This window comes from Rhizobium binae, from assembly GCF_017357225.1.
GTDB classification, from domain to species: domain Bacteria; phylum Pseudomonadota; class Alphaproteobacteria; order Rhizobiales; family Rhizobiaceae; genus Rhizobium; species Rhizobium binae.
This window is the reverse complement of record NZ_CP071608.1, coordinates 98,537-114,587: the sequence shown is the minus strand read 5'-3', so window position 1 is coordinate 114,587 and position 16,051 is coordinate 98,537. Positions and strand designations below refer to the sequence as shown.

The 16,051-nt window shown below is 55.9% G+C and carries 12 protein-coding genes and 1 pseudogene; 8 read left to right on the top strand and 5 right to left on the bottom strand.

The window, feature by feature from the left end; genetic code table 11:
- The first annotated feature begins 17 nt into the window (after nucleotides 1–17).
- The 7 genes and pseudogenes from rpoN to J2J99_RS34800 all read left to right on the top strand — a co-directional run.
- Nucleotides 18–1,574 (top strand): RNA polymerase factor sigma-54, encoded by a 1,557-nt coding sequence (rpoN, locus tag J2J99_RS29745; protein WP_168301772.1) that lies wholly within the window; start codon nucleotides 18–20, stop codon nucleotides 1,572–1,574.
- Nucleotides 1,575–2,420: 846 nt separating this feature from the next.
- Complete coding sequence (locus tag J2J99_RS29740) at nucleotides 2,421–3,083, top strand: transcriptional regulator (RefSeq protein WP_168301782.1); 663 nt, start codon at nucleotides 2,421–2,423, stop codon at nucleotides 3,081–3,083.
- A gap of 130 nt (nucleotides 3,084–3,213) precedes the next feature.
- Entirely contained in the window at nucleotides 3,214–3,777 is a 564-nt protein-coding gene (locus J2J99_RS29735) for a hypothetical protein (protein ID WP_168301773.1), read from the top strand.
- 773 nt (nucleotides 3,778–4,550) lie between these two features.
- Entirely contained in the window at nucleotides 4,551–5,006 is a 456-nt protein-coding gene (locus J2J99_RS29730; RefSeq protein ID WP_205919223.1) for a hypothetical protein, read from the top strand.
- A 96-nt stretch (nucleotides 5,007–5,102) separates the two neighbouring features.
- Nucleotides 5,103–6,305, top strand: coding sequence for a cytochrome P450 (locus tag J2J99_RS29725; RefSeq protein ID WP_168301774.1), 1,203 nt, complete (start codon nucleotides 5,103–5,105; stop codon nucleotides 6,303–6,305).
- Between the two features lie 563 nt (nucleotides 6,306–6,868).
- A complete protein-coding gene (trxA, locus tag J2J99_RS29720; RefSeq protein WP_168301775.1) occupies nucleotides 6,869–7,195 on the top strand; it encodes a thioredoxin in 327 nt (108 codons plus the stop codon).
- 424 nt (nucleotides 7,196–7,619) lie between these two features.
- Nucleotides 7,620–7,925, top strand: a pseudogene (locus tag J2J99_RS34800) (transposase); the annotation flags it as partial.
- Nucleotides 7,926–8,510: 585 nt separating this feature from the next.
- Here J2J99_RS34800 and J2J99_RS29715 read toward each other — a convergent pair.
- From J2J99_RS29715 to J2J99_RS29705, 3 genes are all read right to left on the bottom strand, one after another.
- Nucleotides 8,511–9,569, bottom strand: coding sequence for a sensor histidine kinase (locus J2J99_RS29715; RefSeq protein WP_246638701.1), 1,059 nt, complete (start codon nucleotides 9,567–9,569; stop codon nucleotides 8,511–8,513).
- 25 nt (nucleotides 9,570–9,594) lie between these two features.
- Complete coding sequence (locus J2J99_RS29710) at nucleotides 9,595–10,290, bottom strand: response regulator (RefSeq protein WP_168301777.1); 696 nt, start codon at nucleotides 10,288–10,290, stop codon at nucleotides 9,595–9,597.
- A 286-nt stretch (nucleotides 10,291–10,576) separates the two neighbouring features.
- The gene (locus tag J2J99_RS29705; protein WP_168301778.1) at nucleotides 10,577–11,317 is read right to left on the bottom strand and encodes a helix-turn-helix transcriptional regulator; all 741 of its coding nucleotides are present in this window, start codon (nucleotides 11,315–11,317) and stop codon (nucleotides 10,577–10,579) included.
- A 647-nt stretch (nucleotides 11,318–11,964) separates the two neighbouring features.
- On the opposite strand from J2J99_RS29705, the gene J2J99_RS29700 reads away from it, so the two are divergent.
- Nucleotides 11,965–12,288, top strand: a complete 324-nt coding sequence (locus tag J2J99_RS29700; protein ID WP_168301779.1) for a transposase — start codon at nucleotides 11,965–11,967, stop codon at nucleotides 12,286–12,288.
- A 437-nt stretch (nucleotides 12,289–12,725) separates the two neighbouring features.
- On the opposite strand, the gene J2J99_RS29695 is transcribed toward J2J99_RS29700, so the two are convergent.
- Nucleotides 12,726–13,922, bottom strand: coding sequence for an IS256 family transposase (locus J2J99_RS29695; protein ID WP_168301780.1), 1,197 nt, complete (start codon nucleotides 13,920–13,922; stop codon nucleotides 12,726–12,728).
- Nucleotides 13,923–14,386: 464 nt separating this feature from the next.
- Nucleotides 14,387–15,985, bottom strand: coding sequence for an IS66 family transposase (tnpC, locus tag J2J99_RS29685; protein ID WP_168302449.1), 1,599 nt, complete (start codon nucleotides 15,983–15,985; stop codon nucleotides 14,387–14,389).
- Between the last annotated feature and the right edge of the window lie 66 nt (nucleotides 15,986–16,051).

The window sequence follows — 16,051 nt, the reverse complement described above, 5'->3', positions numbered from 1 at the left end:
TTAAGTGGAACTTTATCATGAAACCTTCCGCCAATCTTATCCTGCGTCAGACCCAGTCCCTGGTGATATCACCGCAACAGATTCAATCCATCCAGTTGCTGCAAATGAATCATTTCGAACTCAGCCAGTTTATCGCTCAAGAAGTGGAACAGAATCCTCTGCTCGAATTTCAGGACGACAACGTGGCGGGTGGCGAATGCGGCGAAACCCAAGATGGTGAGTATGCTCATCAACCGGAGGATGCCGGCGGGGACGATGGTTATGACAATCGTGACCAGGCGCTCTCCACCGACTGGAATGACAATGGCGGCAGCGCCAGCACCAGCCGACTGAACGACGAGCTCGACACCAACTACACCGATTTCTCTCTTGACAACGCGGCCCCGCAGCGCCTCGACGCGCCGGAGCTCGTCAGCCAATGGAAGTCGATGCCGGGCAGCGGCGATGGCGCCGACTACGATATCGACGATTTCGGCGCCAGCCAGGTGTCGCTGCGCGATGATCTCGCCCAGCAGATCCGCTTCGCCCTGCCTGACACGGCCGACCGGCTGATCGCGCAGAATTTGGTCGACCAGCTCGACGACTGCGGTTATCTGCAGGCCGATATTGTCGAGGCAAGCGAGAGGCTTGGCACGAGCCTCGCGCAGGCCGAGCGCGTGCTTGCCACCCTGCAGAGCCTCGATCCGCCGGGTATTTTCGCCCGCAGCCTCGCCGAATGCTTTGCCATCCAGCTCAGGCAGAAGGACCGCTACGATCCGGCCATGCAGGCTCTGGTCGAAAACCTCGAACTGCTTGCTCGGCGCGATTTCATCTCGTTGAAGCGGCTCTGCGGCGTCGACGAAGAAGATCTTCTCGACATGCTCGGCGAGATCCGTCAGCTCAATCCCAAGCCCTGCAGCGATTTCGAGGCAGCTGTTTCCGAAGCGATCATACCCGATGTGGTCGTCAGAGCCTCCTCGGATGGCGGCTGGCTGGTCGAGCTCAATCCGGATGCGATGCCGCGCCCGCTGGTCAACAAGTCCTATTCTTCCCTGGTGAAAAAGAACGACGAAGCTCGCGCCTTCCTTGCCGGTTACGAGGAGAAGGTCAGTTGGCTGATGCGCAGCCTCGACGAGCGGGAAAAAACCATCATGAAGGTGGCAATCGAAATCGTCCGCCAGCAGGACGCCTTCCTGCTGCACGGCGTCGATCGCCTGCGCCCGCTGAACCTGAAAACGGTCGCCGAGGCGATCAAGATGCATGAATCCACCGTCAGCCGCGTCACGTCGAACAAATATATGCTGACGCCGCGCGGCCTGTTCGAACTCAAATATTTCTTCACCGTCTCGATCAGCGCCGTCGCCGGCGGCGACAGCCATTCGGCCGAGGCGGTGCGTCACAAGATCCGTGAACTGACCCTGCAGGAGAGCCCGGAGGCGATACTTTCCGATGACGATATCGTTGAGATGCTGAAGAAGGGCGGCGTCGATCTCGCCCGCCGCACGGTTGCGAAATACCGGCAGCAGATGAACATCGCCTCTTCGGTCCAGCGCCGCCGCGAGAAGCGGGCACTCGCCAAGGTCGCGGGCTTCTGAAGCTGTCTTCAACCCGGATCGAATTGTCCTGCTCCAAGCGGCCGCGAGTTCTTTCTGAAAGCTAGTTCTTCGTGGGTCACGCCCTCGCCTTGATCCTCAAAGGTTGCACTGATCCGCTGCGAATCCATCTGACTGCGGAACGGACCACAAAACCGCTGCTCTGGGATTTTGGCAGCGGAACGCCATCACCGCCCGAGTGCGCAGCCAAACGCGGAAACCCGAATGGGCGCATGGCGGCAGCTCCCGCGGTCTTGAGGCAGCGCTGACCGTCTGAATTTGAAGCGCCGTAGATCAAGTCAAAATTGTTGCGGCTTTACTATGGCGGCGCAACTGATAGACCGCAGAACCAACGTTTGATCGAGGAGAAGGCATTGCCGGATATGCCTACCCGAGCCGCTTAGGCCGCGGCCGTGGGCTATACCCTGATTGCGGAGGACCATGACCTGATTGGGCTCGATCATTTTCGCTTGACGGACGATGAACTTGCGCTGGCGCAGAAAGCCGGCCAATTGCGCGTAACATTCGCCTATTCGGCCGACATTAGCACAACCGTGATCGGGTTCGGCGCGTCAGCTATTGGTCGTCGTCTATGCGACGGTTACGCGCAATACGAACATCCGATAAGGCCGTATTGCCACGTCAAAGGGCCACACCAGCGAAGATCGGCTCGCAATCGTCGAGCGGCGCCAACGTAACTATATCCCAGCTGTTGCTTGTTTTCGATTGGACCCAGTGAGCCAAAATTCAAAAAATATAGACCGGATGGACTGCAGTCGCTATCTGAAAGGCTTGCGATGCTGAAGACGTCGCCGAACCTTCGAATCAGACACCCGAGGCTTCTTGAAGATGAAAAAAGTCCAACGCAGCTTTGCCGTCGAATATAAATCCGGTCGCCGAAAACTCGATTTCAAACCGAACTCAATCTGGGGCGACACCGATCTCAAGTCCGTTGCTCAAGATCTGCAGGACGAGGCAATGCCATTTATGTCATTAACTCCTCAGGCAAAAAGCAGCGAGATGCTTGTATCCGGAGAAGAACAGGCCGGGTCTTTATTGACACTGCCGATCGAGCAGGAGACAAATGCATCGGCTTTACAGGAGATCACAATGGCCGACGAAAACGATACGATGATCAATGCTGAAACGCCGGCCGCCACCGCGTCCGATGTATCTAAGAAAGTGCGCAAACCTCGCGCTAAGAAGGCAGTCCCTGAAACGGCCCCCGCCCCGGTTTCTGTGCAGCCAGCATTGGCTTCGAATGCCACCGCCGGAAAGCAGAAGAGAGGACGCAAAGCAAAGTCTGACGAAAGCGCGACAAGCGCCAGACGGGCACCTATCAAGCGTGCTCCGAGGGCGGTGCAGGCAGCGACGGCACCGTCGGTGGCTGCAGTCGACGAGTTTGCGGATCTTCTGCAGCTCGAAGAGGAAAACCAGAGGCTGCGCAAGCTGCTGGCGGAGAAGCTCCGTGCTGAAAATGCCGATCTGCGAAAGCGACTCAACCTCGGTTGATCGCAGCAGACGGTCAAGCGCTGGCCGCATTCCCATGCTTATTGAAGTGAAGATTTTGGCGGCGGTTCGTTCTGCCGCCAACACTTTTGTGCGTAGTTTGCATACGGGGTAGAATTCGAGGTCGAATAAAATGGCGTCTGCATGGAAACTTCTTGCCCGGCTGGTGTCTCCGCAACGGCAGCAGAGGCAAGAGCACCGCTCGACCGATGACGTGAAGTCGGACGCATTGGCCATCGCCGAGCCATCTGAAACTGCAGCCAAAAAGGAGTTGGGCGCCACAGACCGTCCTATGGACGATACGGCAGTTTTTCACGATCATTCCGCGGCGGTGGCAGTCGACCCAGATCATGCCGACGAGGCGGAAAGCGCTGTTGATGGTCCCGCAGATATCGAAGGCACGAGGCCGGAGGAAGCAGTTGATCCAGCTTTGTCCGATGAAGCCGCCACAGCTGCGCATGCCGCACCAAGTGCCTTTCGACAACTTGGTGAAGGTCAAACGGGAAAGCGCAGCACGCGGGGCAAGAAGGCGAAAACTATTGCGGCCGTTCTCCCACGGCCTCCAAGCGTTCCCACTGCTTCTGACGATGCAATCAGCCTCGATGGCGAGATCAGGCTGCTCCGGGATCAGTTGGCGCGCAGGCTTCGAATGCAAAATGCGCACTTGAAGCGTATGCTGGAGCGGTTCGAACGCTGAACGTGTCCAAGCACGACCAACGGACGGCGGGCTTGAGCAGCGTGTCAACACATTTTGATGCTAAGCTCGACCAAAACGCACTTGGCGCCCGGTGAAGTGCCGCGTAAGGAGCAAACCGCGCCTACACTCGAACTCCAGCTATCAACAGTATGATCTGGACCCTTTCGAATCGACCTAGTTCCCATCCGAATTCACGTCCATTTCTGTCTGGAGATGAAACGCAATATGGTGAAGCAATTCGGGCGCAGAGAGTCGTTCGTCTTGACTAAGGGGGGCCCGCGCCTAGCGTTTGATCCAGTGGCAGCCGGCCCGGCATCGTCTTCCTGGGTCTGGTGTCCAAGCAATGCGTGCGACCGGATCTTTGTAATCGTCCGCCGCGATCTTAGCCATAGGGGTAGCTTTGCGTTGCGCTTGCTCCGCCACGGGCGGCCCCATCGTGAGAACGATCACCTCGCCCCCATATCCGATCTAGAGCCTATCGGACCGCCCTCTCCAACGTGGTAGTGATCGCGGGCGGATTGCGACCCTATATGTCGACAACCCTACGGAACCTCCGAATAGTGACAACGAATGATGTGCAATCTGGAAGGCTTACCGGCGCAACCTAATTGGCACGAGTGGTGCTCCGATAGGGCGACCCGGCGCCAGTTCGGAACCGCAATTGCGAAGAGGCTAAACCTCCGGCACCTGACTTACAAGCGTCGCTTGCACAACCCCGCGGCGTCTAACGCGGAGGAGCATAATCGGTGTTCACGACTAACAGGAATTCTTGAATGACTTCCATCTGCATCATGGCCCGGCGTCTTTCTGTCGCGACGGGGATAGATGTGGCTGTCGATATTCCGCTCCCTGATGACGATTGCCGCAAGCGGTTGATTGAACGATTCGGTCATGCGCTGAAATTTCAGGGCGAAGCTTTGGCCGAAGCCGTCTCGCGTTCAAAGGGCGGCAGCGCCGCTTACATCAAGGAAATGGTGCGCCGTCTCGCCCAACGGAGGATTACTAGGGAAGCCGGGTCGCTCGTCTCAGGCGAGGACGTTGAGGTAGTCTTTTCTCTCGCTGAATCAGAGCGCAGCCCCTCGATGGATATGAGAAACTGGAAAAAGTCACATCATCGAGCAAGGCGATTGCGGTTGCTGCTGACGCTTGCAAGGCGTCCAGTGCTTCACGCCGGCACCTTCCCCCGCTGTTCGTGCGGTAAAGTATTGCGGACTGACAATCGCCGCTGAGAAGTCTTCTACATGCCTCTTAAGTCATTTCGCTGCCGGCAGCGCCTGCCGGTGTCACGTTCCGCCCCTTCATCGCGTAAAGAGTGAGTTGCCACCATGTCCGAACAATCATTGCCGACGCTGCCGATGTGGCGCGTCGATCACATCGAGCCCTCACCCGAAATGTTGACGCTATGCGCTAACGGTCCGATCCACCGCGTGCGCTTCCCCTCGGGGCACGAAGGCTGGTGGGTGACAGGCTACGACGAGGCCAAGGCGGTCCTGTCCGATCCGGCGTTTAGGCCTTCGGGGATGCCTCCGGAGGCAGTCACCCCGGCCACGGTAATTCTCGGTTCCCCGGGGTGGCTCGGCTCGCACGAGGGGAGCGAGCATGCCCGCTTACGCACGATCGTGGCGCCGGCGTTCAGCAGCAGAAGGCTGAAGCTGCTCGCGCAGCAGGTCGAGGCGATCGCCGCACAGTTGTTCGAAACGCTGGCGGCCCAGCCCCAGCCTGCGGACCTGCGCCGCCATCTCTCGTTTCCCCTTCCGGCCATGGTCATCAGCGCGCTGATGGGGGTGCTCTACGAGGATCACGCCTTTTTCGCCAGGCTGTCCGACGAGGTTATGACGCACCAACATGAAAGCGGCCCGCGTAACGCGGCGCGCTCGGCCTGGGAAGAATTGCGCAGCTACATTCGCGGCAAGATACGAGACAAGCGGCAGGATCCGGGTGGCAACCTGCTGACGGATCTGCTCACAGCGGTTGACCAAGGCAAAGCGACCGAGGAAGAGGCGGTCGGCCTGGCGGCCGGCATGCTGGTGGCCGGGCATGAGACGACCGTCGCGCAGATCGAATTCGGCCTGCTGGCCATGTTCCGCCATCCGCAAGAGCGCGAACGCCTCGGCAGCGATCCATCCCTGGTGGACAAGGCGGTGGAGGAAATCCTGCGAATGTACCCGCCGGGCTCGGGCTGGGACGGCATCATGCGCTATCCGAGGACCGACGTGACGATCGCGGGCATGCATATTCCCGCGGAGAGCAAGGTGCTGGTCGGCTTGCCGGCGACGTCATTCGACCCCCGCCATTTTGACGACCCGGAAATCTTCGACATCGAACGCGACAGAAAGCCGCACTTGGCTTTCTCATACGGGCCGCACTACTGCATCGGCGTGGGGCTGGCCAGAGTGGAACTCAAAGTGGTGTTCAGTTCGATCTTCCAGCGCTTTCCTGCTCTACGCCTGGCCGTGGCGCCCGAAGAACTGAAGTTGCGCAAAGAGATTATCACTGGCGGGTTCGAGGAGTTTCCGGTGCTCTGGTGATGCGTGGACAATACCGGGTATCGCGAGCTCTTCCGCATTTGCCGGCCTTCCTGTCTCGCACCGTTCAAATCAGCCAACCAAGAGGTAACCAAGATGAACGTGCAAGAAATCACGACAACATGCCGAGACGTCTTAGCCGAACTAGCGTCGCCGGCCTGAAGGGTAACTCCTCTTCCGACGATCAATGCGACCACGCTTTGCCCTGTATCAACGCTTTCGTGCGCCACATGCGAATGCGCCACCCTACTCGACATTGTAGGTTTCGTGCTCTGTTGAAAATGGTAGGACAGATTTCAGTGAGACATGATCCGCAGATGCGTTCGGCTGTTGCACGGAAACCGGACCAGCGTTTGGGATCTTACGTGCTACCATCGATATTTGATCCTATTCGATCGAGAACACGAATAGTTACTAATTAATTTTGACCTCGCCAACACCTCTGGCGGGGGAGACGAAGAGGAGGAACCCTCAATTCCAATACCTATCGCCAGTATGACAGTACGCAATGGCAGCCGAACCACAATTGGCTGCTGCGCTACCCACAATTTCAATGAGGAGCAACCGTGAGCGTTAAGAAGGTCGATGTCAGCAATTTCCAGTCGGAAGTTCTGGAATCCATAGTGCCGGTAGTCGTCGATTTCTGGGCTGAGTGGTGCGCTCCGTGCAAAACGATTGCTCCGAGCCTCGAAGAAATCGAGGTTGAGATGGAAGGAAAGGTCAAGGTGGCCAAGCTGAATATCGACGAAAATCCGGAGATCGCCCGGCGATTCGGCGTCCTCTCGATCCCGACGCTCGTGATCTTCGAGGTGGGCGAAGTGGCCAGCATCTCTGTCGGCGCCAAGCCGAAGACCGCTATCTTAAACTGGATACATCAAGCGTTGGCTAAATGACAAAATAGGACAGGGGTCGGAAAGCGTCGATTGCGCTCTCGCCCCTGCTACCCTGGGGCGATAGAGCACAAGCGGCCGCCCTCCAAGCGCATCCTACCTGCAGAGCCTCGACGAAATACCAACTATACCGCCGCAACTCAGCAATCTCCTCAACACCGATACCGCTTATCCAAACCCAGCAAGAACATCAACTGCTGAGGAAAGAGATGCAGTATGAACGGCGGTCATTCGTGAACAGGCTGGCGCCCTGGCCGTCGTGCCAGATCACCTTAATCACCCGCCTTGACGCCGTCGAAAGCTGAACAATTAGCCGCTATGCGTATCGCTCTTCAGCGTCTCCTGCACTGACGTACCCCGTCAAACTAGGCCATTTGGAATTGAAGCATCCACTTATGATCCCCGCGGGGAAGAAGAGGAGAACCCCGTGAAGGCCTCGACCTTTTCGGAACCGCAAATAGCATTCGTGTTGAAGCAGACAGAGGACGATACGCCGATCGGTGAGGTCTGCCGCAAGGGGGAATTTCAGACGCGACCTCTTACAATTGGCGCAAGAAAATACGCCAGTCTCATGCCCTCCGGAGATGAAGCGACTTCGCCAACTCGAGGACGAGAATGTCAAGCTGAAGCGGATCGTCGCCGACCCGTCGTTGGACAAGGCCATGCTTCAGAACGTCCTATCAAAAAAGCTCGGAGGCCTACCCGCAAGCGCAAGCTTGTCGACACGGTCAGGCGGACTGGAAGGTCTCGATTCGGCGCGCATGCTCGGTGTTGAAGATCGAGCGGTCGCTTTATGTCTACAAGTCCAGCCGCGGCGAGCAGGCCGAACTGAAGCTGAGAAGCAAGGACGTCTGCCAAACACAGGTGCGCTACGGCTACCGCCGCGTGCACGTGCTGCTCAAGCGTGACGGATGGCTCGTCAATCCGACGCGCATCTTTCGCCTGTCGCGAACCCTTGCGCGGACGAGGTGGACATACATTTTTGCAGGACGCTCGCAGAGTGCGGCGGCACCAGCATCTGCTCGGCGATTGGCTTCTTCAGCTTGGCGTTGTCCTCTTGAGCGCCTTCAGAAGCTTCGCCTCGCAAACTTTCATGCCGCCATATCTGGGTTTCCAAAATGTGAGAGGTCGCTTTCTAAATTTGCTTTGAGCAAACATCAACCGCTACGCTCCAGCTTCCTGTTCCTTCAGCACCGCAATGATCTGCTCTTCCGTAAATCTCTCCTCCTTCATTGTCCGTACTTCAGCAGGCCGGATTCTAATAAAATCTGGAGGAAAGTACCCACCGGCCCGTCACTTCAGTTCACGTCCACCAACACTAAATCCTCTTTACGTTGGAGGCGTTCTTTGGCAGCCGGACCTTGACTTTGAAGCCTCGTCCGCAATCAGTATCTATGGCGACTTCGCCGTGATGGGCACTTACTATCCTCTTTACAATTGTAAGGCCAAGACCGCTGCCTTCGGGAACGCGCTCTTGCGAGTCATTGCCGCGCCAGAAGGTATCGAAGACTTTATCTGCCACGTCGGCCGGCAAGCCAGGACCTGTGTCCTCGCAAAGTATCATGGCCGAATCTTCATCCTGATAGGTCTGGATGGTCACGGTACTCCCCGTTGCGTAGCGGCGGCAGTTATCGAGCAGCGCGCGCAGCACAAGGTGCATTCCCGTAGGATCGGCGATGCAAACTGCACGATCGAACTGTCGCTCAATTGTGATGCTGGCGGCGATTAAATCGTGCTCCATCGAGGCGGTCAGCGTCTCAGCTTCCACCGCCAGGTCGATCTCTTTCATGTTAAGAGCGAGCTTGTTGGCGCTCGATAATCGAAGATTTTCTAAGTCGTCGGCCATAGGAACAAGACAGCTGACATGGGGAATCATGCGAGCGAAGAGCTCCCGACTTGGTTCGATGGCTCCAGTCGAAAGTCCACGCAGATTGCCAAATAGCACGGTCAGGGACGTGCGGAATTCATGCGCGATCGCTGAATTCCGGTACCTGAGATCTGCTTCCAACTCCTCCAAACGTTCGGCCATAGCGTTAATATCGGCAGTAAGTGCATAGGTCTCCTCGAACGAGTTCGGGGGCGCCGTGACACGCACTGAATAGTCACCGGCGGCTATAGAACGGGTTGCAGCTGCAATTGGTGGCAGAGCGCCCACTATGCCTTGGGCTAGCCGACGGCCGACAATGACGGCGGGAATAAGACCCATTGTTACTATTAAACTGAGTACCGCGACATCCATCCAGGACGAGTAGTAATTGGTTTCCCGAAAATAGCCCAAAGACTGCAATCGATCCAGTATCGTGAAAAATATTGTAACTCCAAAGTTAAATGCCGCTAAAGATATGAAGGTTTGCACGCTCAAAGCCCGAACGATCATCGTTTTCAAATTTCTGGTCCGGTATCTAACCATCTGGGTTGTCCATTCGGTATCCAATGCCCCTGAGGGAGACCAACATGCCGCGAAGGTCTGCCGCGTCTAGTTTGGATCTCAGATTGGACATATGAGAATCAATGGTCCGCTCGAGCGGCAAATCTTGTGGAAAACACTCGTCAATCAGTTCAGCACGCTCGAACACGCGGCCGGGGGAACTAGCCATACGAGAGATAAGCCTGAACTCCGTTGGAGTTAGCTTCAGGTCTTTTCGTCCAGTCTGTTGATCTGCCCATGCGGCATGTGCTGACTTATCGATAGTCAGTTTTCCAAGGCGGATTGGCCTATTGGCGGTGCGACCACCGACCCTCCGTAGCACCGCGTTGGTATGGGCCACCACCAAGTCCGGTTCGAACGGTTTGGCAATGTAAACATCTACTTCGCATCGATAGCCCTGCAGTTGTTCAATAAGCTTGCCCCGGCCAGTCACCATAATCACTGGCGTATCGCCGCGGCGCCTGATTTCAGCCAATACTTCAAAGCCGTCCCGGCGGGGCAACGAGATGTCGAGAATGACGAGATCCGGTTTCAGCTTCATATGGTGCGCAAGGCCTATTTCTCCATCGGAAGCCTCCACTGTTCGATAACCTTCTCTCTCAAGGTAAGTTCTTAACAAAGCACGAATTTCCCGATCGTCCTCGATGATAAGAATCAATTCATTGCGCATGGCGTGCCCCCTAAAAGTAGTGATGCGAAAGAGGTTTTCGCGACGCCTCGCGTCAAACCATAAATTCGAATCGCTGCAACATTATTGAGCAGTTAGCTTATGTGACCGGTCATAAAGTGGACACCAACCCAGGGAGGAAGAATGGCGACGACTTCGCCTCCCCGTGAATATATTTTACTATATAATACTTCCGCAGGCACCGCTAATGACTCTTAAATACATTTTTTATCACATATGCTTCACACGGAAGATTATGTGAACGGTTTTTCTCTCAAATCTACTACTGCTACACCTCAATCAATCCGAATCTTGCTGCTCTCAATACCGCAACTATTCTATTCCCAGTCTTCAGCTTCCTCATAGCGTTTTTGATATGGTAATTGATTGTATTTGCGGAAATTCCGAGTATACCTGAGATGTCCCAAGAGGACTTTCCCTCTGCGACCCATGAAAGACACTCCTTTTCACGTGCGGTCAGGCTGGGACGTTCGTCGTTGCAGTCAAAAGTGTTCACGATCTTCAAATGAAATAACCACGCGGCGAATTGGAGGTAGTTGATTTCAAAGTCCTTCAGTCCATTCGCTTCTTTTTGAACAAAACTCATGGTCGAGAAAAAGCCGCCCTGCCCGCGGAGGGGAACAGTAACGCCCGCCTTCAAACCAAAATTTTTAGCGTCATCGAAGATGCGTCGTTCTCTATCCGTGGTTTTTGGATCGGCATACACTTCGTCCCAGCGCAGCGGCAACGACTGAGATCGGCTCGCTACGATTGGGCCAAGCCTGTCATAGCCTTCTTTTAAACAATGCTCCTGCCAAGCCGCTGGATAATTCGACATTGTTTGCAATTTGCTTCCGCTTTTTCTAAGTGGATTATGGACGTACGTCGAAGCGCTATAGGCAACCAAAGGGTGACCCAAGATTTTCGCGAAATCAGATAGACACTCGAACATCTGTTCAACACGGAAGAGAGCGTCCATCTGGTGAAAAAAAGTACCAAAGGCCAAATCAGCATCAGCTTGCGTCGTCATTTGAGCAATCTCTCTCGGTATCGAGCTAAGCCGACCGGAGCCTTCTGCCCGAGGTTGGGCACACTGATCGCGATCGCGCCGTCGGTTGTTCGCGAAGCCTTTGGGTGGCACGCGGATGGTGTCGCGGATTGCACGGCAGCATTGGACCAGCATGCTAAAGTGGTGCGGCCATAAACCAGCTTAAGGCCCCGAATCCGCATCAGTGTCTCCTCAACAAGGCCTATCTCTCGCGTACGGGTGGAGATTCCGTGGAGGCTGCATGGAGTTTTCATGCATACAGAGCAAATTGAGGTCGCTTGAAACGGATCGTCGCAGATCTGACGCTGGACCGCGATATGATGCAGGACGTCATTTGCGGAAGCTCTAAGACCTGATTGGAAGCGGGAGGTATCCGTCAGCCGCTTTGTGGCCGGTACCGACCGACGCCCGTAGTGAGATAGGAACAGCCCCGGACAGATTATCGGGAATGCGGTATCCAGCACGCGCATCAGAGCTTGATCACCGACGTCCTTGAGTTCCGCCTCCATCCATTCGATCATCCCGGTTGGACGTACTTTGGAGCGTGGGATTCCTCATGGCCGACACCTTGACATAGGACATCAGAGACGCTGTGCTGATCCACCTTCCGGATCATCACTTGATCATTAATGTTCAACCTCGAAAGAGGGCTTGGACATATCTCGATTTCAGAGCTTACACTTAAATCGAAGGATGAGCCGGTACGCCGGTTTGAGGTGTTGATTGGCAATGGCCGTAGCGAATGGAGCGACGATCAGAAGGCGCGTGTCATTGCGGAGAGTTGCGAACCTGGCGTGACGATGTGCTCTGTGGCGCGGCGGCATGGGCTGACGCCGCAGCAATTATTCACGTGGCGACGGCTCGCCCGAAAGCGAGCTGAGGTTCTTTCTGTGCTCGGGGAAGATCCGATGTTTGCACCAGCAGTCGTCGTGTCGCCCTTTAAAGGTATCTGACCGAGCAATTTTGAGAAGTCGCTAGTTGCCGCAAAATCCTGCTCTGAGATTGGGGAGGGCCGATTGTGGCACACTGGTCCGAAAGCATGTGAACTGACGGCGCCATTGAGCGATCCAATACTCCAGGTAGAAGTTCCGACCTTTGCCACCCTTTCTATCGCTCCTAAGCTTGTTGATGCCTACGTTTCGCGAAACCATGAAATGCACGCATCCACAAGAATATCTACCGGATCTATAACATCTGTACCTTTGAAAATATCTCTGGATGCGAGAGAAAGCTCACTGCACCCAAGTATAATAGCGTCCGGCTTGAAGCTCCGTGTTCGCGCTATCAATAACGCCATTTTAAATCTTGCGCGGCCTATATTTCGATGATGTCCCGAGAGGTGGTGTAGCTCGTTCGATCGTCGAGCTTTCCGGTCAAGGCCGGGAGCAGGTCAACTTGCGGCGGGCAAGTTGATGAGCGGATCATCACTCATTGTGGCGATCGTCTCAAGTGTCATGTAGCGCGAGCGCTGAACAGCCCACTCATCATTTTGCTCCAGCAGGAGAGCGCCGACGAGTCTGACGATGGCATCGTCGTTTGGAAAGATGCCGACGACCTCTGTCCTTCGCTTGATTTCTCCATTCAATCGCTCAATCGGGTTCGTGCTGTGCAGCTTGGTCCAGTGCTGCTTAGGAAAGGTCATGTATGCGAGGACATCTTCCTCGGCGCTGTCCATAAGGCCGGCGAGTTTCGGCACTTTCGGCCTGATCTGATCGGCGACGTTGCGCCACTGTTGGCTGGCGGCTTCCGGCGTGTCTTGGGCAAAGGCCGTTGCAATGAAGGCTGAGACCACGCGTCGGCCGCTCTTGCCGGCATGAGCCAACGCATTGCGCATGAAGTGGACCCTGCAGCGCTGCCAGGTTGCTGAGAGAACCTTCGACACGGCGGCCTTGATGCCTTCGTGTGCGTCGGAGACGACCAGCTTGACGCCGCGCAGACCGCGCCGGGTCAGCTTGCGCAAGAACTCCGTCCAGATCGGCTCGGCTTCAGAGGTGCCGATTTCCATGCCAAGAACCTCGCGGCGACCGTCCGTGTTGACGCCCACAGCGATGATAACCGCGACAGACACAATACGGCCGCCTCGCCGGACTTTAAGATAGGTCGCATCGATCCAAAGGTATGGCCAGTCGCCTTCAATCGGACGCTCAAGGAAGGCCTTCACCTTGTCGTCGATCTCTTCGCAAAGCCGAGATACCTGGCTCTTGGAGATACCACTCATGCCCATCGCCTTGACCAGATCATCGACCGAGCGGGTCGAAACACCCTGGATATAGGCTTCCTGGATCACCGCGGTCAGAGCCTTCTCAGCCATGCGACGCGGCTCCAGAAAGCTCGGGAAGTAGCTGCCAGTGCGTAGCTTTGGAATTCGAAGTTCAACAGTTCCAGCTCGGGTCTCCCAGTCGCGATCGCGATATCCGTTACGCTGAGCAAGTCGAAAGTCATTCTTCTCGCCGTAGGCCGCACCGGTCTTCGTGCCAACCTCCAGCTCCATCAACTTCTCGGCCGCAAAGCCAATCATCTCGCGCAGCAAATCCGCATCAGCGCTCTTCTCAACAAGCGAGCGCAGGTCCATCATGTCATTGGTCATCGGTGGTCTTTCCATCAGGTTGTGCTTGAACAACCCAACCCTACCGGAAAAAGCCGATGACCACCGCTATCGAGCTACACCACCTCTCGGGACATCATCTATATTTTATTTCCATTCTTGACTTCATCAATGACACTTACTGCGTCTCGTTGAATCGATTCGACACACCAGCCTGCCGTTAAATTTCCATATAATTTGCGTTGAATACATGCCTTCATTCCCAAGACAATTGTTCGCAGGTTATCTATATCGGTTCCGTTATTCTGACGAATAAAGTCGCGGGTCACCTCAACTATACTAATGAACTTTATTGTTAGTGCGTTTGCAATTTCAGAAGACCAAAAATGCGCGGTATTGCAGGGGATGGCTATAGCTCCACATCCAACGGTTTCGAGCCACTTTGCGCGTTCCAGAATTTGTCCCAAAGGCGCATTGCTACCGGTGTAAGCGGTGAACAGAGGCCGTTACTTTTGGAATTTCCAGGGCATTAGAGCCTCAATATCGCTGGCCGGCCATCCGGCTGCGATGCGCTCGAGCGTCTGTGTCAACCAGGCCAGTGGGTCGACGTCATTCATCTTGGCGCATTGAATGAGGGTTGCAATCGTCGCCCAGGTCCTACCTCCGCCAGCATTGCCGGCGAATAGACTATTTTTTCGAACAATTGCCTGTGGCCTGATCGCCCGTTCAACGATGTTGGAGTCGATTTCGATGCGTCCATCGCGGAGGAACTGTTCGAAGGTTTCGCGCCGATTGAGAGCGTAGCGGATGGCCTCAGCGAGCTTGGACTTGCCAGAGATGCGCGGCAGCGTGTCCCGCCAGAGCTTGTAGAGATCGGCAACGATTTCAGCGGAGCTCTCCTGGCGGGCGGCAACGCGCCGATCCGGGCTTTGTCCACGCACCTTTTCCTCGATCGCCCAGAGCGCGCCCATCTTTTCGATCGTCGCTGTTGCCACCTTGGAACCGTCGTTGGCATGTAGCTCGTAAAACCGACGCCGACTATGAGCCCAACATCCCGCCAGCAGAGCGCCGTCATTTCCGCGATCGGGACGGGCAACGCGGTTATAGGCCGCGTATCCGTCGATCTGCAGGATGCCACGATAGCCATCGAGATGCCGGGCGACACAATCTCCAGACCTATTGTCTTCAAATCGATAGGCAACCATCGGCGGGCCACTGCCGCCGAACGGTCGATCATCTCTGGCATACGCCCATAGATACGCTGTCTTGGCCGACCCCGACCCAGGCACAAGCGTCGGCAATGTCGTCTCGTCGGCGAATATTCGCTCGGCTTCTTTGATCCGATCAAAGGTGTAGTCGGCGAGGATCTCAAGTTCGAACCCGACCTTACCCATCCATCGCGCCATGGCACCACGGTCGACTTCGACATGGTCGCGCAGGAAGATCGCCTCCTGCCGATAGAGCGGCAAACCATCGCCGTATTTGGAGACCGCGACAAAGGCGAGCAGCGCTTCCGTTGGCATGCCGCTTTCGACGATGTGCGCCGGGGCCAAGGCCTGGATGACGCCGTCCTCGTTTTTGAAGGCGTACTTCGGGCGGTGGGTGACGATCACCCGGAACTTTGGCGGGATAACATCCAATCGCTCGGAGGTATCTTCACCAATCAGGATCTTCTGTTTGCCGGCATGCTCAGGCAGCTCGTCCGGCTCGATTACCACATGGATACGCTCCAGATGCGGCGGGAAGCCCTTGCGCGGACGTGATGCACGTTTCGTGGTGCTTGGGGTTCGGCCTTTTGCGACCAGCGCTTCGATTACAGCAATCCCAGTCTCGATTTCCTCGAAGACGAACGCACCCTGTTCATCGAGATCCGTGTCGGCCTTGTTGCTCTGCTTTTCCGAGCGTCTTCCATACCGGTATCGGTTGAAGGCTTTGAGGACCTGCTTCAGCTTGGCGATCTGCTCGTCGGCATCTGTATTGCGGGCTTTCAGATCAGCGACTTCAGTTTCCAGGACCTCAGCGCGCGCAGCCTTTTCAGCCATCGCCAGGATCATGGCTTTCAGCGCATCAACGTCATCGGGGAGCTGCAAATCGGCTGCTATCATGCCTGCAAATAGAGCATATTTTGCCGACAATTTCCCGCAGTTTCGGCCGCCTGATTCACTCTGCCG